We start from the raw sequence: 18,242 nt of genomic DNA on the forward strand, positions 1-18,242 counted from the left end.
ATATTGCAGGTAAAGAGGGGAAAAGTGTATCGCTTTGTGCCAACCGCGGTTCGCCAGACAAGTTGAAACGGCACTGGAATGAATGCCCGGAGCTGCATGAGACGCCGCATTTGAGCGAGTACATGGCCGCGCGAAAAAACATAGACTTATAAAGAATGTAGCCACGAATCCGTGTTACGACTTTAGGACTCATCGCGGCGGTGGCACCATGAAGGAAATCGAACTCAGACTGGCGCTCGTGCTTTATGGCGGCGTTTCGCTCGCGATCTACATGCATGGCGTGAGCCGGGAGATCCTCAATCTGGTGCGCGCCTCCAGCTTCCGTCTCGACCGGAAAACAGCGAATCCAGTGCGCGAGGAACAGGAACAGGACCTGCCGCCTGTACAGGGTGCCTTCCGCGATCTTCTGGATCTCTTGTCGTCTGTGGCCGATATCCGCGTGGTGGTCGATGCGATTGCCGGGGCGTCCGCCGGCGGTGTCAACGGCATCATGCTGGCGCGGGCCATCACCCACGATCTGCCGCTCGACAGCCATAGCCGGATGTGGCTGGAAAATGCCGATGTCACCCGTCTGGCACGTCCGCAGACGGGTTTTTCCAGGTATCTGAAGATCTCGATTTCGCCGGTCCTCGACCAGTTGGTCTCCTCAAGGTTGGCAAAACAGATTGAAAGCGCCGAAACGCGGGAGAAGTTGCGTCTGTTCATGCAGGCACGCTGGTTCACGCCGCCCTTTTCAGGCGAGCGCTTCATCAGCTGGATGCTGGACGCCTGCAAGAAGATGGACAAGGAAGCGGTCCCGGGGCGCAGTCTGATACCGCGTGGACAGACGCTGGATCTGTTTGTCACCATCACGGATTACAACGGCATCAAGCGGCGCATTCATCTGGATGATCCCGACTATGTCGAAGAGTGGGACCATCGCCGCATCCTGAACTTTCACGCCGCACATCGCACGCCCGGATTCATCGACAGCCAGTTCGATACCGACGCCATTCCGGAGCTCGTTTTTGCCGCCAGGGCGACCTCGTCTTTTCCCGGCGCCTTTCCGCCCGCGACCGTTGCCGAAATGGAGCGAGTGCTTGTCGAACACAAGATGACCTGGCGGAACCGGGACAGCTTCCTGTTGCGGGGGTTCGATCTCAATCCCGAAACTGCCGGCCGGCATTGTTTTGTCGACGGCAGTGTGGTGATGAACAAGCCGTTTGCGCCCGTGATCGAGGTGATACAGGACCGTCCGGCAACGCGCGAAGTCGCGCGGCGCCTTATCTATGTCGATCCGGCGCCGGTCGAACCGGTGGAGCTTGAAGATGCGGTTGCCGATCTGCCCGGGTTCTTCCGGGTCATCCTGGCTTCGCTGGCGCATATTCCGCGCAACGAACCCATCGGCGACGATCTGAAGGAGCTGGAACAGAACAACCGGCGCAGCCGCTGGCTGGCGCAATTAATCGATGATGCCGGACCGATGGTCGAAAAGGCTGTTGCAAGCCTGCTGCCGCGCCGGCGGCTGGTGACGCCGGACATGCTTTCCCAATGCCGGAAACAGGCAACCACCGCGGCTTTCGAGCAGGCAGGCTTTGCTTTCGTCAATTACCAGTCGCTGAAACTGCATTCCCTGGCCGAGCGCCTCGCCCGGCTTGCCGCGATGCTGAGTGAGGTAGAGGGTGCGCGGGGCCTGGAAGAACCGATGCTCGGCCTCTTCACGGATCATTTTTCCAAGCTGACGACCCAGAGCAAGGATGTGCTGGGCAGAACCGATCCGCATGTTGTCGCGATGCTGCGTGGTCTTGACGTGGACTACCGCATTCGCCGGTTGCGCTTTGCGGTGCGCAAGCTGAACGGCTTTTATCACTATGTTCCGGGGACCTCGGACCTCCCGCCACCGGACACCGAAGCGCTCGATCATATGAAGGGCATGCTCTACGAACAGATCGATCATATGGGATGGCGCTGGAACGAACGCTTCTTCGGTGGCCGGAGCAGGGATCAGGCGAAACTCTTCGTCAATGCGGTTGCCGCCGGAGACCCAGCAGCAGCCGACCATGTCGAGCCTTTGTTGAAATCGCTGACCCAGATGATGGGACTGGCCGATCTCGACCGGTTACAGGATGAACTGTTTTCGGAAACCGCTCGCGATCTTCTCGACAGGGATCGGCACAACTCGCTGATGGGCACCTATATTGGTTTCGGGTTCTTCGACTTGATCACGTTCCCGGTCCTGCAGCGGAACGACTTTTCCGAAGTCACGGAGATCCTGGTCGACCGGATCAGCCCGACGGACGCCACAAGCCTTTATACGGAAGGATTTGATCTCAAGGGCAAGTCACTGAATACTTTCGGCGCCTTCTTCAACCGCGGCTGGCGGGAACATGACTACCTTTGGGGGCGACTGAACGCTGCCGACCGCCTCGTCAGCATCGTCTTGTCCGCCGCCGGCGGGCAGGCGTTGCCACAAGCTCAGGTGAACCAGGCCCAGGTAAACCAGGCACGGGCCCGGATCTTTCTGGCAATCCTGGAAGAGGAGCGGGGCAAATTGACGGAAATCCGCAGGGAACTGGAGCGTGTCGACCGGCTGGTGCGCGAGACCTATCCCGATTTTGCGCATGTGGCCGAACAAGTCTAACTTACGCGCGACCGAGAGGCGTATAGAGCCTGAACCTCAGAAAATCCGGAATCCGGCGAGACCTTTCTTGACGTGGTACCGGCTCTTTCGCTACGCACAATAGTGTGGGGCAAAGCACGCGGATTTTGGCTTTATGGATTTTGTTGCAGGACTGACCGGGACAGGGCCGGAGGCGTTTCTGGCGCTCTTTGCGGTTCTTTATGCCGCCAGCCTTGTCGTGCTGTTCGCCACCGGTCTTGTGATGACGGCATTGAACCGGCGCCATCCGGACAGGAAGATCCAGAAGCGCGCGCCGACCCATGAAGCGGTGCGGGACATCAAATCCTCCTCCAAGCAGCTGATGATCACCAGTTGCTGCCTGGCCATCGGACTTTATGCCCAGATGCGTGGCTGGACCCTGTTTGCGCCCGTGCCGCTCTCCTGGTGGTCGGTGCCGCTGTTTTTCCTTCTGTCGCTGGTGCTGCACGACACCTGGTTCTACTGGGGCCACCGGATCCTGCACACGAAACTCTTCTACCGCTTCCACAAGCCGCACCACATGACCGTGACACCGACGGTGTGGTCCAACGATGCCGGTTCCAGCGTCGATACGCTGTTTGCCCATTCCTACTACGCGCTGGTGCTTTTCGTCGTGCCGATACCGGTGCCGGTCTTCCTGGCGCATCGGCTGTTCGACCAGGTTTCGGCCGCCGTCGGCCATTGCGGGTATGAGCATTTCGCGAGCCGGAGTGCGCGCAAACCCTGGCCGATGCTGTGTACGCTCTATCACGACCAGCATCACCAGTATTTTGTCTACAATTACGCCAACTACTTCTCTTTCTGGGACCGGTTCTGCGGCACCATCCATCCGACCTATGACGAGAAGGTGGAAGGGTTCGAGGCGCTTTATGTGAGCGAGCGGGACAAGGCGTGATGGCGCTTCTCACCGACTATCTGATTGTTCTCGTGCTGACCTATGCAGCGATGGTCGCAGTCTATTTCGCGACCGGTTTCACGGTGATCGCAATCAATGCCCGTCATCCGGACCGCCGTATCCAGAAGTACCGCGACGGCCTGAAGCGTCAGGCAGAGGAAATCCGGGCATCCATGAAGGCGCTCGCGACCTCGTCCGTGCTGCTGTCCGCCGGATATTTCGCACAAGGGCAGGGCTGGACGCTGTTTGCGCCGCTCGAGCTGTCCTGGTGGTCTTTCCCGCTGATGTTTGCCGTCTGCTTCGTGCTGTTCGATGCCTGGTTCTACTGGGGCCACCGGATCCTGCACCTGCCGGCGCTCTACAGGTTCCATGTGCCGCATCACCGTTCGATCGCGCCAACAGTGTGGAGCAACGACAGCTCGACCACGGTCGATACGCTCATCGAGCATTCCTTCTATCTCGTCGTCTGGTTCGTGCTGCCCGTGCCGGCACTGAGCGTGTTTGCCCTCAGGCTCTTCGACCAGATTTCCGGCATGGTCGGCCATTCGGGCTTTGAGTATTTCGCCTCGAAATCCTCACGCTTCCCGTCGCCGCTGATCTGCACAACCTTCCATGATCTGCATCATTCGCAGTTCCACTATAACTACGGTAACTTCTTCTCGTTCTGGGACCGGGTTTGCGGCACAGTGCATCCGAAATATGATGCGCTGGTGCAGGCCATGGAAGAAACCGGCGAGATCCCCGACAGCGAAGAGACCAAGGTCAAGGCAACCGGGTAGCCAAAGCAGGTCCTTTCGGGACGTGTCCGCCAACCTGACGATTGGATGTTTGTTTCGATATGTTCGACAAGGCGCTGACAGTTCTGCTTGAGTTTCTGCCCATCTATGGCGCAGTCTACGGGATCAATCTGTTTCTTTACTTTGCGACGGGCTGGGTGCTGGTGCAGATCCAGAACCGCCATCCCGAGCGGCGTATCCAGCAGAACCGGCGCGGCGAGAAACGCAGGGCCAAGGAAATCCGAGCCAGCGTGATTTCCCTCACCGTAACCGGCGGCTGTCTTGCCGGCGGCATCTTCCTCTCGATGAAGGGCTGGACATTGGTCGCACCGCTTGAGCTGACCTGGTGGTCGGCCCTCCTGATGTTCGCCGTTTCCATCGTCGCATTCGATGCGTGGTTCTACTGGGCCCATCGCTTCATGCACACGAAGCTGATGTATCGGTTCCACGCCGAGCATCATCGCTCGGTCGCGCCGACGGTCTGGAGCACCTATTCGGACGACCTGGTCGATGCCTTCGTGATGCAGAGCTACTATCTGTGGGCGGTGATCTTTCTGCCGATCCCGATCCCGGTGCTGATCGTTCACCGGCTGTGGGATCATTTCAACGGCACCATCGGCCATTCCGGTTTCGAGTTCTGGGCCTCGCCCATGTCGCGGATGCCCTCGCCAATGGTCTGTGTCACTTTCCACGACCAGCATCATTCCAGGTTCCGCTACAACTTCGCCAATTTCTTCTCCTTCTGGGACCGGCTCTGCGGCACGATCGATCCGAAATATGACGAGCAGGTCAAAGTGTTCGAGCGGATGGGGCAGGGGCAAGATGCGAAGTCCGCGGCGCCGGGGGAATAGGCCGAAGCAGTGCAGGCCGAAGCGGCAGAACAAGGCCCCGTAATCCGGGACATTGGCGGCGCCAATTGTTACACATTCAAATTGTTTTTCCGGCTCCAGGCTGCGCTTGGCCGGGATGAGATGGACTGGAAACGGGGCATTCGTTTGAAACATCTACTTCTGGTCATGCTGGGCGGCGGTTTCGGGGCAGGCGGGCGGCACCTGGTGTCGTTGATGGCGCTGCGGCTGTTCGGGCCGGGGTTTCCCGTCGGAACGCTGACCGTCAATGTCGTCGGCTCGCTTGTCATGGGGCTTTTCATCGGCTGGCTGGTGAAGCATGAGACCGGCAATCTGCAGGACCTGCGCTACCTTGTGGCGACCGGCTTTCTCGGCGGCTTCACGACTTTTTCCGCTTTTTCCCTCGACACGTCCGTTTTGTGGGAGCGGGGCGACACGCATCTCGCCATGATCTACATCCTGGCTTCCGTCGTCCTGTCGATCCTGGCGGTCTTTGCCGGCCTTATGATCATGCGCCAGGTGGCAACCTAAGAATCCCTTCCCTTTGGGGGAGATTCCGCCTATACGCAGCGGAACGATTTGCCCGGGGTTCTGATCGCCGTGGCTGCAGGATGCGCGGGACAGGTGACTGCCCGCGCCCGAATTTTGAGAAAAACATGTCCGCGATTGAACAGAAACAAGTGTCCGCCGACGAGGCGGGCATGCGCCTCGACCGTTGGTTCAAGACCCATTATCCGGGGCTGGGCTTCGGTCATCTGCAAAAGCTGCTGCGCACCGGTCAGGTGCGTGTCGACGGCAAACGGGCGGAAACCAACACGCGCATTGCCAAGGGGCAGACCATTCGCATCCCGCCGCTCGGCGTGGAACTGCCGGCCGACGACAAGAAGAACGCCAAGCCGAAATCGACCAAGCTGATCGCCGACGACCGCAAGGCCATCGAGGAGATGCTTCTATTTGAAGACAGCCAGGTGATGGTGCTGAACAAGCCTGCCGGGCTTGCAGTGCAGGGCGGCTCGGGTCTCAAGCGCCATCTCGACGGCATGCTGGACGCCTATACGGACCGGAAGGGCAACAAGCCGCGCCTGGTACACCGCCTCGACAAGGAAACTTCGGGCATTATCCTGGTCGCACGCACGCGCCAGGCGGCGCAGGAGCTCACCAAGGCCTTCCGCCACCGCAACACCCGCAAGATCTATTGGGCAATCCTGGCAGGCGTTCCGAAGCCTTTCCAGGGACGTATCTCGACCTTCCTGGCGCGCAACGAAGGTGAGGAGCGCATGCAGATCGTGCGCCAGGGCGAAGACGAGGCCCAGCACGCGGTGTCGCTTTATTCGGTGTTTGAAAAGTCGGGCCAGAAGCTATCCTGGGTGACGATGAAGCCGGTGACCGGCCGTACGCACCAGCTGCGCGCTCATGCCGCCCATATCGGCCACCCGATCATCGGCGACGACAAGTATTTCAATATCGAGAACTGGGAACTGCCTGGCGGCATCCAGAACCGATTGCATCTGCTGGCACGCCGGATCGTGATCCCGCATCCGTCGGGTCATGGCACGATCGACGTTTCGGCGCCGCTGCCGCCACACATGCAACAGACCTGGAACCTGCTCGGCTTCGATGCGTCGGACTATGATCCGGAAGTCGATGATCCGGACGATGCCCTGAACAAGCGGTGACAGTCCCGGCAGGACTTCAATCCGTTTCGAGGTAGATCTTCAGATTGGACCCCTCGTCTGCCGAAGGCGGCTGGAAGTGACCGGTAATCCGGTCGAAGTCGGCTTCGGTGACCGAGAATTCATGCTGTCCCGTCGCGTTGCGATGCTTAAGCCTTTGCCTGCAGGTGTCGTCGGGGATATCGAGAAAGTGCAGCAGGTGACGGCAGCCCGCCGTCTCCGCCAACTCCCGCATCCAGCGCCGGCTGTCTTTCGTGTTGGCCTGGAAATCCAGAACCACAGACATGCCGGATCGAAGCAGCGCGACGATGTGCGGCGCAATCGTCTGTCTCAGCCGGGCGGAAAACCGGACATAATCCGATATGGATCGAAGGTCTTCGGCAAACAGACCGGAAAGCCAGGCGTCTTCGCTGATAACAACGGTCCTGGGCTGGGCGGCAAGCCGGGCAGCCAAAGTCGATTTGCCGGAAGCGATCTTGCCGCAAAGCAGGTGCAGGGTCGTGTCGGTCTGCATGACCCTCAAAACCCCTGGAACAAGGCCGTGACAACTACCGATGCGAAGGTGACGCAGACCACTGCCGCAACCAGTTTCCAGGCATCGGACCGCTTTTTCAGTCCCGGCCAGCCGAGCGGCTTTATGACCTGAATGGCGGCGACCAAAAACAGAAAGAATATAAAGATCTTGGTCAATGGCTTACCCGAAACGAGACTGATTTGACGGTTTTTTTTAGTGCCGGCTATCGTCAAAGTCGAGCCGGTAAGTCACGGCGTCGGCAGATCCAGCGCGTTCGGCCACTCATAGAGGATTGAGGTTTCGATTTCCTGCCCGCCGGTGAGGGTTTTCATTTGCCGTTTGACCGGAAGAGAAGTGACCGGGTCGACCCAAAAGGTGACTGTTGATACCGATTCAACCGGGACCGTTGTTTCCTGGACATACGTGTAGGTGCTGAGGTCCTTGCCGCCGACCTGTTCGCTCCCACAGGCCACATCCTTGATCGTGGCGCGCGTTTCCTCGTTACGTTTGAGGGTTTCCGTCAGCCAGGCTGGATCGCGTTTTTGACCGGCCGTCCAATTGGTGCCATCGCTCGACGTAAATTCCTGGTCGCCAAGCACCAGCCAATGCACGCCCGTTTGCTGGACGATGTGATAGAAGTGGCTGTAATCCTTATAAAGTTGCTTGCTGTTCTGAAACACTTGACCGCCCATGCTCAGTTCAACCACAAGAACGTAGTTCTCATCGGTTTCACCGGCTTTCATGATTGCCTGAATTTCCGACTTGCAGTCGGCAAGGGCTGGCTGAGCAGCGAAAACGGAAATCGACAGGGTGGTGGCAAGAATAGTTAGTGTTTTGGAAAAACGAAGGGAATACACGCGGTCCTCCAGTTAAAACTAACGGGTTAAACACCCGACAGTAACATGGAAGACCGGCAGGTAAACCGCCTGCACGGCGTCAGGATAGTACTCGTGTCAGGCGCCTGCACCCCTTTCCAGCTTTGCCATATAGGTGGGGACGTGCCGCATCGACGGGACGACGATCATCGTCTTGACCTTGCCGGCTTTGAAAGCGTTCAGGAACTTGTTGTAGTCCTTGAAGGCAACGCAGCCATGGGAGCCTATGGAATTGCGGAGCAGACGCGTATGGGTCAGCATGCCGTCACGGCCCTTCATGGCAGGAACGTCATGCGGCAGCATGCGGATTGCTTCGACACCATGGAAACGGCGCTCGCGCATGCGCAGGGTGTAGACATTCGGAGGCGTCGGTCCAAGCATCTTCACGTAGGCATATTTGGGATTGTCCATGCGGTGGCCAATGCCAGAATGAGCTTCCAGCTTGCTGCCGTCCGGCATGTGCACGGTCGCGGAGCTGATGTCATAGATGGCGACCTTGCTGCCGGGGCCGGGCATGCCTGCCTTGCCGCCGCCGAAGAGTTTGCCGATCCCGCCGAAGACGCCGTTCTCGTCGTCTTCAGGTGTTCCCGGCGTGGCGTATGCGAGGACCGGAGAGGCTTCGTCGTCCTTGCTCTTGTTCTTCGGCTTGTCTTTCGTGTGCTCCGCGCTGGCAGGCGCGCTGCGACGCGGTGGTTCCGGCTTGAGATCGGGAATACGCGGCATGATCGCACCGGGTTTGACCGGCACGGCCGGGTCGATGCTGGCGACTACAATTTCCTGCTGTCTCGCGACGACGTCGGTTTCTGCTGCCGCGGTGGCGCCCACGGCCTGCAGTGCTGCGACCACGATCGTCGGTTCAATCGCCGGCTCAGGTTCGTCCTGGGCGAGCACTGTGCCACGACTTGATATTGCCTGCTGGGCAAGAAGCGTTCGGGCCAACTGCTGACGGGCGAGTTTGGCTGCCAAAGCGACCTTGGCGGCTTTCTGGGCTTCAGCTTCGCGGGCGGCCTTCAAGGCGTTCGCTTCGGCCTCAGCGGTGAGCGAGGGCGCTGACTGATCCGGTTGCGAGGCCTTTGCAGCCGCAGTTGCAATCATTGCCCGGGGAGGAACTGCCTCGACGGGCGCCAGGCCGAGAGACGCGGCGACCGGTGGAACCTGCACCAGCGTCAGTTGATCAGGGACAGCCTTGGCGGCGGTCAAATGGGTCGAGGAGATCGACGTTCCAAGAAAAACAGCGGTTGCTGCAAGACCGGACAGGATCAGTGTCGCTCCAGCGAGCGCCGCATACAAAGTCCGGTCGTTTTTCCGGCGGGAGGCGTTTTCCGCCCGGCCGACCTTCTGTTTCTTCTGAAGCATTCAGACAAAACCACTCTTGAGCGCTGACCTTACGGCCGCGTTTCGATACCCGTATGTTTTGGTGACAAGCTTGCCCCAAACGTTCATGCCCACCCGCTCGCGCCAGTATCGTTGATCATGGTAACCAAGTTCTTTACGGCCTGGACGCGACCGGTCATGGGAGCCATAAACACCTTAAAGAGGCAATTTTCGGGCGCTTTTCCAAAATGAGCGATATCCAAAGTTTGTCGGACACTTTGCCGCTTCCTGTGGAAGTCTTTGCCTACTGACAAAAATACGAGTGATTGACGCAGAGGAGGTTGGATTCAACGTTTTGGAGGGAAAACACGGGCCGCTCTTGACCCCTGCGCGAAAACCCGGCACATGCGGGTCACATTCACTCACGCGCCTGGCGAGCCCCCATGTACCTGATCGTTTTCGATGTCGACGGCACGCTTGTGGACAGCCAGGACACCATCATGCACGGTTTGCAGGTGGGCTTCGAAGCTGCCGGTCTGCCGCTTCCCGACCGGCAGACGGCGCTGTCGATTGTCGGCCTGTCGCTACACGAAGCTTTCCAGACACTTCTGGCCCCCGAGTTTCACGACAAGATCCCGCTCATGACGGAGACCTACCGGCAGGCAAAGGTTTCACGCCGTCAGGCGGGCCTTGACAGGGATCCGCTTTATCCAGGTGCACGCGACGCGATCGACCGGCTGCACGGCCGCGAGGAAGTGTTGCTGGGCATTGCGACGGGCAAGGCCCTGCGCGGGGTCAAGCATCTGCTTGACTGCCACGACCTGCATGGACGCTTCCTCACCATCCAGACCGCCGATACCTCGCCCTCCAAACCGGCTCCGGACATGATCCTGAGAGCCATGGCGGAAACCGGTGTGGAGCCGGAAAGGACGCTGATGATCGGAGATACCGGCTTCGACATGCAGATGGCCAAGTCTGCTGGCGTGCGGGCGCTCGGTGTCTCCTGGGGCTATCACGACCCGGTCCGGCTTGCTGCCGGGGGAGCTGAGAAGATCATCGACACCTACGCGGAGCTGGATCAGGCTGTCGCGGAAATGCTTAATTTCGACAGGGAAACAATCTGATGCGTGATTTTCTTGAAGTCCTGCAGGAAGATGCAGCCAAGGATCCGGAACAACGCGCCCGGGAACTCTCCCGCCGCGAATTGCCGAAACGCTTCTACAAGGAAGCGGGCTTTGCCGCTGCCGAGGGCGGCTTTGCGATCCATCTGGACGGGCGCCCGGTCAAGACCCCGGGAAAGACGACTCTGCTCCTGCCGGTTGAGGCCTTGGCTGCCGCCGTCGCGGCCGAATGGCAGGCACAGGAGAAGGAAATCAACCCGGCGACCATGCCGCTGACACGCATTGCCAATTCGGCGCAGGATGCGGTCAGCATACGTTTCGACGAAGTTGCCGACGAGATCACGCGCTTTTCAGGCAACGACGCGCTTTGCTACAGGGCGGACGATCCACAGAGCCTGGTGGACACGCAGCGGCGTCTCTGGGACCCGGTGGTGGACTGGGCCGGCAACCTGCTTGGCGGCCGATATGTAATGATCGAGGGCGTCATCCATGCGGACCAGCCGGAGAACCTGCACGCAGCCTACCGGGCACGGATCGGCAGCGAGAGCCCGCTGCGCCTGTCGGCACTCCACACGGTGACTGTCCTGACAGGCTCTGCACTGCTCGCGCTTGCGCTCGCCGAAGGCTATCTGGATGCGGACAGCGTCTGGACGGCTGCGCATGTGGAAGAAGATCACAACATCGAACGCTGGGGCGAAGACGCGGAAGCGGCCCGCATCCGTGCCTACAAACGCAAGGAATTCGATGCGGCGGTTTTGATCCTGAAGGAGGCGTGATTGCTGGTATCTTGCTCGTCTTCGCGGTGTTAGCTGAGTGAAGTCAATTACTTCTCAATAACATTCATCTTCCAAAGCCACCTTCACCCCAGATAGAACGTCGTTGCCATCAGGAAGAAGATGAGCACGCCCAGGACGTCATTGGAGGAAGTGATGAAGACGCCGATGGCCATGGCGGGATCGATCCCGATCTTGTCGAGGAGAATGGGCACGGTGGCACCGACCATGGCGGCGAGTGTGGTGACGCATAGCAGCGAGAGGGAAGTGGCGAGCGCCAGTTTCATTGGCGCTTCCAGCGGTACGACGAGGGACGCGAGCAGCACCAATGCACCCAGGATCGTGCCGGCGATGGCGCCGTTGAAGAGTGCGGCAAGGAGTTCCTTCATCAGCCGGTAGAGGATATCGCCCGACCAGAGCGCGCCGGTCGCGAGCCCCTGGACGGCAACGGCCGAGGCCTGCAGGCCGGCGTTGCCGGCCATGGACATCGTCACTGGAATGAAGGCGGCGAGGATGGCGGCTTCCGCCAACTGGTCCTCATAGGAGCCGACGACGGTCGCCGCGACGCTGGCGCCGACAAGGCCGGCCAGAAGCCAGGGCAGGCGGCCCTTGACGATCCTGAACACCGTGTCGTCCGAACGCGCCTCCGCCGAGACGCCGCTCATCAGCAGCATGTCCTCGTTGGCCTCGTCCGAAGCGATACGGGTCAGCTGTTTCGGCGTGATGCGACCGATCAGATGCCCCTCTCCACTGACGACCGGCACAGTGCGCATGTCACGCTTGCGAGCAAGACGCAGCACTTCTTCCTGGTCCGTATCTGCGGAAACGGCAATGACGTCCCGGTTCATGATGCTCGAAAGCGGCGCATCGGCGGGTGCAAGCAGCAACTTGCCGACTTCCACTGTCCCGGTCAGCCTGCCGCCGGCGTCGGTGACATAAACGGTGAAGACCTTGCGGATGCGGCTCGCTTCTTCGCGCATCTGGGTGACGGCTTCGCCGGCGGTGCAATCTTCCGGAAGGGCAACGAATTTGCGCGCCATGACCCGGCCTGCGGTGTCATCCGCATACGAGCCGAGCGTGGCGATGTCTTCCACATCGGGAAGCCGCGCGATCAGTTCGTCGGCGACGTCGTCCGGGAATTCGTTGAGGATTTCCGTGGCGTCTTCCGGATCGAGGCCGGCGAGAATGTCGCGGAACTGCTCGAGGGTCGATTCCTCCATCAGGATGGACCGGAATTCCGGCCGGAGTTCCGCGATGACCTTGATGGACGGATTGGCCGGCAGCCACTGGAACAGCTTGCGGGCGTGTTTCAGCCGCAGCCGCGTCAAGAGCTGCATGACGTCGACCGGGTCCCAACGCTTCAGCAGTTCCACAAGCTGATTGCGGCGGCCGTCGCGGATCATGTCACGCACGGCCTTCAGGGCACCATCATTGATTTCCAGCGGTTCCTGTGCCGGTTCGCGGGTCCAGGTCACGGTGTCGAGCTCGGCAGAGGCGCTGGGATTGCTCATGGGATCTCACTTTCCGGAAGCCACCGGACCGCTTCTACCGGCCGAATGTGACGGTTGCCTGACAGCGTCGCACCACGTCAGAAAGGTCGCTAGACCTCGAATTCTTCAATATCGGCAAAGGCCTGGCGCAGCTTGTCGGACCAGCCGTGGGACAGCTTCTGGAAATAGGGATCGTCCTGCTGAATACGGACCTGGCGTGAGGTGGAGAACGTGTCCGTATTGTAGAGCAGCATGTCGATGGGCATGCCGACCGACAGATTGGACCGCAGCGTGCTGTCGAAGGAGAGCAGAACCAGCTTGGCCGCTTCTCCGAGACGCATGTCGGCACGGGTGACCCGGTCCAGAATCGGCTTGCCGTACTTGTGTTCGCCAATCTGCAGGTAGGGCGTGTCGTCGCCGACCTCGATGAAATTGCCGGCCGCATAGACCTGGAAGAGGCGCGGAGCCTCGCCCTTGATCTGACCGCCGAGAATGAAGGTGACGAAGAAATTCTCGGCGCTGGCAGCCAAGGCCTCGCCGTCGATCGCCTTGACCTCGCGCACCGCGCTGCCGACGAGACGGGCAACCTGAAACATGGTCTTGGCCGTCATCAGGGTTGCACGGTCGTTTTCGGCGGAATGGATATGCTCACTCAGAAGAGAAACCACGGCCTGGGTGACAGCGAGGTTGCCTGCGGAGAGGAGGGTAATCACCCGCTCACCGTGTTCTTCCCAGACATGAAGCTTCTTGAAGGTCGATATGTTGTCGACACCGGCATTGGTGCGCGTGTCCGCGGCGAAGACAAGCCCGCGGTCCAGTTTGATGCCGACGCAATAGGTCATTCCCCAACCCTTCAGGCTGCTGCTTACACGGTTGCCGGAGGGAAGCGCTGTTCGCGGCGCCCGGACGGGATCCTACTGCTGTTGCTGCTGCTGAAACGCCGCCTGGACGACATCCACCTCAACCTGCAGATTTTCCTCAAGCCCGCCGAAGCGGATCCCCCTGATCGGGGCAGCAGAACGGGAATCGAGGCCAACCGTCAAGCGGATATATCGGTCGGTCGGGCACATTGCGTTGGATATGTCGAACGCTGTCCAGCCGAGGCCGTTTATGAAGACCTCGGCCCAGGCGTGATGGGCCTCCGAGGCCTGCTCGTCTTCCAGCAGCAGATAGCCGGAGACATAGCGCGCCGGTACACCGATCGAGCGGGCCGCGGCAATGAATATATGGGCATGATCCTGGCAGACGCCTTCGCCCGCAGCGAGGACCGCTGCTGCCGGCGCATGGGTTTCCGTCACGCCGACCTTGTAGTCGACCTTGTCTCGGATGGCATGCATCAGAGCATGGAAGCCGGCAATCTTGTCGTGGTCCTCTGCCAAGGTGGCCAGTTTGCGGATGGCCTGGTTGGACTGGGTCAGCGGGGTTACGCGCGTGTAGATGCGTGTCGGTGCACCGGCATCGGGTTCGTGGCCAAGAACGCCGCTGGTGTCGATTGTATCAACAACGCCGGTGGCGACGATTTCCACATCCTCGATAGGCTCGCTGCGCGAAACCATGTGCACCTGGTTGCCGAAAGCATCGTGATAGGTGGTCGCGCGTTCGATGCCGGGCGCGTCGATCGACCAGTTGACGACCTTCTGCGCCGGACCGTCTTCTGGTGTGAGCCGCAACTGCTGCATGGCGTTTGCCAGTGGTGTTTCGTAGCGGTAGCGGGTTGTGTGTTTGACAGTCAGTCGCATGCGTCACCGGTTGAGCGGGGTTCCAGGATCAGGCGAAATTGTAGTCTTCGCACAGCTGATGGGCGAACAGGTTGTTCTTGCCGATGAATTCCGTCAGGAAGTCATGCAGGCCCTGCTGGTAGATCTCGTCCATCTGTTTTTCGGCCAGGTCGCGGGCGATATCGGCAGCCATGTCGAGACTGGGCTCGCGCGAGCCATAAAACTGAGCGAGATCTTCGGCCGTTTCGGCCATCCAGTCGTAGCAATGGGCGAGCGAACGAGGCATTTCCGTTCTCAGGATCAGGAACTCGGCGATATTGAAGGCCTTCAACCGGGCGTTCGGATAGGCGAAGCGGTAGCTGCGGCGGCCGGAGAGTGCGCGCAGGATCGCCGACCACTGGTAGCGGTCGATCGAGCCGTCTTCGACAATGTCGTTGTCAGGCAACAGCGTCCAGTAATGCGTGTCGAGAATGCGGGCAGTGTTGTCCGCCCGTTCGACGAAATTGCCCATCTGGCTGAAGAAATAGCCGTCGTCGCGCAGGATGGTATTGAGGAGCGCGCCGCGGAAGAGATGCGCCCGCTGGTTCACAAAGGCCAGGAAGTCGGGAAGTTTTTCCTGGGTCACGGACTGCGGATTGACATCCGTGAACTCGATCCAGGTGGTGTTGATGGCTTCCCAGAGTTCGGCGGTGATGCCGGTGCGCACGGCCCGGGCATTGTTGCGGCCGAGTTCCAGGCAATTGCGGATGCTCGACGGGTTGTCCTTGGAAAAGACCAGGAAGTTCGTCAGGTTCCGGGCGTTCAGTTCGTCGAATCTTTTCTGGAAATCGTTTTCGCATCCCGAGCAGGTCAGCGCAAAGGTCCAGTGCGTACCGTCCTCCTGGCCGGAATGGGAGATGATGGCACCCCGGCAGGCAACTTCCAGAAGGCGGGAAACATTCTGGGCGCGCTCGAAATAGCGCGACATCCAGAACAGAGAAGAGGCGGTTCTTCCGAGCATATGGTTCTCTCAGTCCTCGAGTACCCAGGTGTCCTTGGTGCCGCCGCCCTGGCTGGAATTGACGACGAGGGAGCCTTTCTTGAGCGCGACCCGGGTGAGGCCACCTGGGGTGATGCGCACCTGATCGCCGATCAGCACATAGGGGCGCAGGTCGACATGGCGCGGGGCCACACCGGAGGCCACATGTGTCGGGCAGGCCGAGAGCGCCAGGGTCGGCTGGGCGATGTAGTTGGAAGGATTCGTTTCAAGCACCTTGCGGAACTCGGCAATTTCGCGCTTGGACGCGGTCGGTCCGATCAGCATGCCGTAGCCGCCTGAGCCATGCACTTCCTTGACGACGATATCTTCCAGATTGTCGAGCACGTAGGCAAGGTCGTCCTTGCGCGAGCAATTCCAGGTCGGAACATTGTTCAGGATCGGCTTCTGACCGGTATAGAACTCGATGATGTCCGGCACATAGGCGTAGATGGCCTTGTCGTCGGCAATGCCGGTGCCCGGCGCGTTGCAGATGGTGACATTGCCGGCCCGGTAGGCATCGAAGATGCCCGGCACACCCAGCATGCTGTCCGGATTGAAGGTGAGGGGATCCAGGAAGGCATCGTCGATGCGCCGGTAGATGACGTCGACGCGCTTGGGTTCACGCGTCGTGCGCATGTAGACATGGCCGGCATCGACGAAGAGATCGCGGCCTTCAACCAGTTCCACACCCATGGAGTCGGCCAGGAAGGCATGCTCGAAGTAAGCCGAATTGTAGATGCCCGGCGTCAGCACGACAATTGTCTGTTCCGACTTGGACGGGTCCGGGGCGACGCTCTCGAGTGTCTGCAGCAGGCTTTCCGGATATTGCTCCACGGCTGCCACATGATGCGTCTGGAACAGCTCCGGGAAGAGCCGCATCATCGTTTCCCGGTTCTCCAGCATGTAGGAGACGCCGGACGGTGTGCGGGTGTTGTCCTCCAGCACGTAGAACTCGTTCTCCGAAACGCGCACGAGGTCTGTACCGATGATATGGGCATAGACCTTGCGGGCCGGGGTGAAGCCGGCCATTTCCGGAAGGAAGGCCTCGTTCTGGAGAATCAGATCGGCCGGGATGCGGCCGGCCCTCAGGATTTCCTGGCGGTGGTATATATCGTGCAGGAAAGCGTTGAGTGCGCGCACCCGCTGGTCGATGCCGGCGGAGAGGCGCCGCCATTCGGCTGCGGAAATGATGCGCGGGATCGGGTCGAAGGGAATGAGCCGTTCGGTGGCTTCTTCAGCGCCATAGACCGCGAAGGTAATGCCGAGGCGGCGGAAAATCGTTTCCGCGTCCCGGCTTTTCTTGGACAGGAAGTTGGGGGGCTTGTCGTCAAGCCATTTGGCGAGCCGGGCATATGCCTGGCGAGGCTTCCCAGCCTCGTCGAGCATTTCATTGAAGAAAGTGCGTGCGTCCGACATTGCCTCCCCTTCGCCTATGCTACCTTTGTGAGCAATCATGGCAAATTTCTGAAAGGTGTCAAAGAGCAATGTCACGGCGGACGTGCCTAGTCTTTGGGCGTATCCGTCTTTAGTCGCGGTATCCCGACGTTCCGTCCACCTTGGTGAAGCGGCCTTTGGCGTCAACGTGAACGGTCATCGTGTCGTCCGCGGACCAGTAGGGATAGTTGGTGAACTCGAAGATCCGCGGATAAATCGTAAGCTTGCCGTTTTTCTGAACTTCCTTCGTTTCAGTCACGGTAAGCATGCCGGCTTCACTGCGTCCTGCGGGTTGCAATTGGCTGAGATTTATTCCCGGCTCGGTGTTCTGGTTATGGCTCTGGTACAGCTCGCCGCTATAGACTGCACATTCGATGTGCAGATTGCTGCGGCCGACTCGGGGTCCGGATGGGGTTTGTGCCCAACGAATGTTCGGATCGATCGACAGCCATTCGTCGACACCGAAGCCGAGATGCACGGTCGAGCCATCCTTCATCGGAATGTCCTTCATGCGCATGTAGATCCCGCCCGACCGGTTCTCGACCGCGTATTTGGGCGAGATGTAGTTCCAGCCGATCTTGCCGTCGAGCACATGCAGCGTCTGCCACTCGTAGAAGATGCCGGCACCTGCGGAGAGGGAGACGGGGGTGGGAAGCAGGTTGAACTGCCGCCCGGGCTGGACGACGCCGAGGTCGCCGACAATATACTGGGCCAGCCGCTTGCCGCTTTCGTTCAGGGCCCATTCGCCGGATTTCTTTCCGGCCGCTTTCATCACTTCCTTGAAGAGCTTGGCTCCGGTCTTGACGGCTGCGTCCGCATCGCCGCCAAAGGAAAACTCCCAGTCGATGCCGGAAGAGGTAATGCCGTCCATTTCCGTGTCCGTGCGGCAACCTGTTACGAGCAGGATTGCCATTGCCGTACCGACTTCCGCCATGACACCGGCTCTCTTGCCTGTCACCAGAACCTGGACGGGCAGGCGCTTGGTTCCCATGTTCCAGAGATCGAACTGGAACACACTGCCTCCGGCGAGAATGGATCCGGAAAAACCTCCACCAAGCAGAGCCATCCAAGTGGTGTCGGGACTATATAACGTCATTTCAAACCTCCCAGCCGGCAATTCGGAACTTCGATTTATACAATTGGCTTGATGATCAC

General features: G+C 59.8%; 18 protein-coding genes. 8 read left to right on the forward strand and 10 right to left on the reverse strand.

Annotated features, from left to right (window positions below):
* Positions 1-208 precede the first annotated feature (208 nt).
* The 6 genes from ACX3M4_RS02035 to ACX3M4_RS02060 all read left to right on the forward strand — a co-directional run bounded on the left by ACX3M4_RS02035 (position 209) and on the right by ACX3M4_RS02060 (position 6,833).
* On the forward strand, positions 209-2,620 hold the full coding sequence (locus ACX3M4_RS02035) for a patatin-like protein (protein WP_459356931.1): 2,412 nt from the start codon (positions 209-211) through the stop codon (positions 2,618-2,620).
* Positions 2,621-2,753: 133 nt separating this feature from the next.
* Positions 2,754-3,533, forward strand: coding sequence for a sterol desaturase family protein (locus ACX3M4_RS02040; RefSeq protein ID WP_459356932.1), 780 nt, complete (start codon positions 2,754-2,756; stop codon positions 3,531-3,533).
* Positions 3,533-4,312 (forward strand): sterol desaturase family protein, encoded by a 780-nt coding sequence (locus tag ACX3M4_RS02045; protein ID WP_459356933.1) that lies wholly within the window; start codon positions 3,533-3,535, stop codon positions 4,310-4,312. The genes ACX3M4_RS02040 and ACX3M4_RS02045 overlap by 1 nt, the downstream gene beginning before the upstream one ends.
* A gap of 59 nt (positions 4,313-4,371) precedes the next feature.
* Positions 4,372-5,160 carry a sterol desaturase family protein gene (locus tag ACX3M4_RS02050; RefSeq protein WP_459356934.1) on the forward strand — a complete coding sequence of 263 codons (789 nt, stop codon included), beginning with the start codon at positions 4,372-4,374 and terminating at the stop codon, positions 5,158-5,160.
* 144 nt (positions 5,161-5,304) lie between these two features.
* Positions 5,305-5,688: a fluoride efflux transporter CrcB gene (crcB, locus tag ACX3M4_RS02055; RefSeq protein WP_459356935.1), complete on the forward strand. Its 384-nt coding sequence runs from the start codon at positions 5,305-5,307 to the stop codon at positions 5,686-5,688.
* Positions 5,689-5,813: 125 nt separating this feature from the next.
* The gene (locus ACX3M4_RS02060; RefSeq protein WP_459356936.1) at positions 5,814-6,833 is read left to right on the forward strand and encodes an RluA family pseudouridine synthase; all 1,020 of its coding nucleotides are present in this window, start codon (positions 5,814-5,816) and stop codon (positions 6,831-6,833) included.
* Between the two features lie 16 nt (positions 6,834-6,849).
* Here ACX3M4_RS02060 and ACX3M4_RS02065 read toward each other — a convergent pair whose 3' ends face one another.
* From ACX3M4_RS02065 to ACX3M4_RS02080, 4 genes are all read right to left on the reverse strand, one after another.
* Complete coding sequence (locus tag ACX3M4_RS02065) at positions 6,850-7,344, reverse strand: AAA family ATPase (RefSeq protein ID WP_459356937.1); 495 nt, start codon at positions 7,342-7,344, stop codon at positions 6,850-6,852.
* 5 nt (positions 7,345-7,349) lie between these two features.
* Positions 7,350-7,520: a hypothetical protein gene (locus ACX3M4_RS02070; RefSeq protein ID WP_459356938.1), complete on the reverse strand. Its 171-nt coding sequence runs from the start codon at positions 7,518-7,520 to the stop codon at positions 7,350-7,352.
* 72 nt (positions 7,521-7,592) lie between these two features.
* The gene (locus tag ACX3M4_RS02075) at positions 7,593-8,201 is read right to left on the reverse strand and encodes a hypothetical protein (RefSeq protein WP_459356939.1); all 609 of its coding nucleotides are present in this window, start codon (positions 8,199-8,201) and stop codon (positions 7,593-7,595) included.
* 96 nt (positions 8,202-8,297) lie between these two features.
* On the reverse strand, positions 8,298-9,575 hold the full coding sequence (locus ACX3M4_RS02080) for a DUF2778 domain-containing protein (protein ID WP_459356940.1): 1,278 nt from the start codon (positions 9,573-9,575) through the stop codon (positions 8,298-8,300).
* A 401-nt stretch (positions 9,576-9,976) separates the two neighbouring features.
* Between ACX3M4_RS02080 and ACX3M4_RS02085 the strand changes: the two genes are divergently transcribed.
* Both ACX3M4_RS02085 and ACX3M4_RS02090 read left to right on the forward strand, forming a co-directional pair.
* Positions 9,977-10,657 (forward strand): HAD-IA family hydrolase, encoded by a 681-nt coding sequence (locus tag ACX3M4_RS02085; protein ID WP_459356941.1) that lies wholly within the window; start codon positions 9,977-9,979, stop codon positions 10,655-10,657.
* The gene (locus ACX3M4_RS02090) at positions 10,657-11,430 is read left to right on the forward strand and encodes an ATP12 family chaperone protein (RefSeq protein WP_459356942.1); all 774 of its coding nucleotides are present in this window, start codon (positions 10,657-10,659) and stop codon (positions 11,428-11,430) included. The genes ACX3M4_RS02085 and ACX3M4_RS02090 overlap by 1 nt, the downstream gene beginning before the upstream one ends.
* An 83-nt stretch (positions 11,431-11,513) precedes the next feature.
* On the opposite strand, the gene mgtE is transcribed toward ACX3M4_RS02090, so the two are convergent.
* The 6 genes from mgtE to ACX3M4_RS02120 form a co-directional block, all read right to left on the reverse strand.
* Positions 11,514-12,938 (reverse strand): magnesium transporter, encoded by a 1,425-nt coding sequence (gene mgtE / locus ACX3M4_RS02095; RefSeq protein ID WP_459356943.1) that lies wholly within the window; start codon positions 12,936-12,938, stop codon positions 11,514-11,516.
* An 89-nt stretch (positions 12,939-13,027) separates the two neighbouring features.
* Positions 13,028-13,759 carry a peptidase gene (locus ACX3M4_RS02100; RefSeq protein WP_459356944.1) on the reverse strand — a complete coding sequence of 244 codons (732 nt, stop codon included), beginning with the start codon at positions 13,757-13,759 and terminating at the stop codon, positions 13,028-13,030.
* Positions 13,760-13,831: 72 nt separating this feature from the next.
* Positions 13,832-14,656, reverse strand: coding sequence for a transglutaminase family protein (locus tag ACX3M4_RS02105; protein ID WP_459356945.1), 825 nt, complete (start codon positions 14,654-14,656; stop codon positions 13,832-13,834).
* Between the two features lie 28 nt (positions 14,657-14,684).
* Complete coding sequence (locus ACX3M4_RS02110) at positions 14,685-15,635, reverse strand: alpha-E domain-containing protein (protein WP_459356946.1); 951 nt, start codon at positions 15,633-15,635, stop codon at positions 14,685-14,687.
* Between the two features lie 9 nt (positions 15,636-15,644).
* Positions 15,645-17,069, reverse strand: a complete 1,425-nt coding sequence (locus tag ACX3M4_RS02115) for a circularly permuted type 2 ATP-grasp protein (protein WP_459356947.1) — start codon at positions 17,067-17,069, stop codon at positions 15,645-15,647.
* Positions 17,070-17,178: 109 nt separating this feature from the next.
* Positions 17,179-18,183 carry a hypothetical protein gene (locus tag ACX3M4_RS02120; protein WP_459356948.1) on the reverse strand — a complete coding sequence of 335 codons (1,005 nt, stop codon included), beginning with the start codon at positions 18,181-18,183 and terminating at the stop codon, positions 17,179-17,181.
* Positions 18,184-18,242: the final 59 nt, after the last annotated feature.

Source organism: Roseibium sp. M-1 (assembly GCF_054515675.1).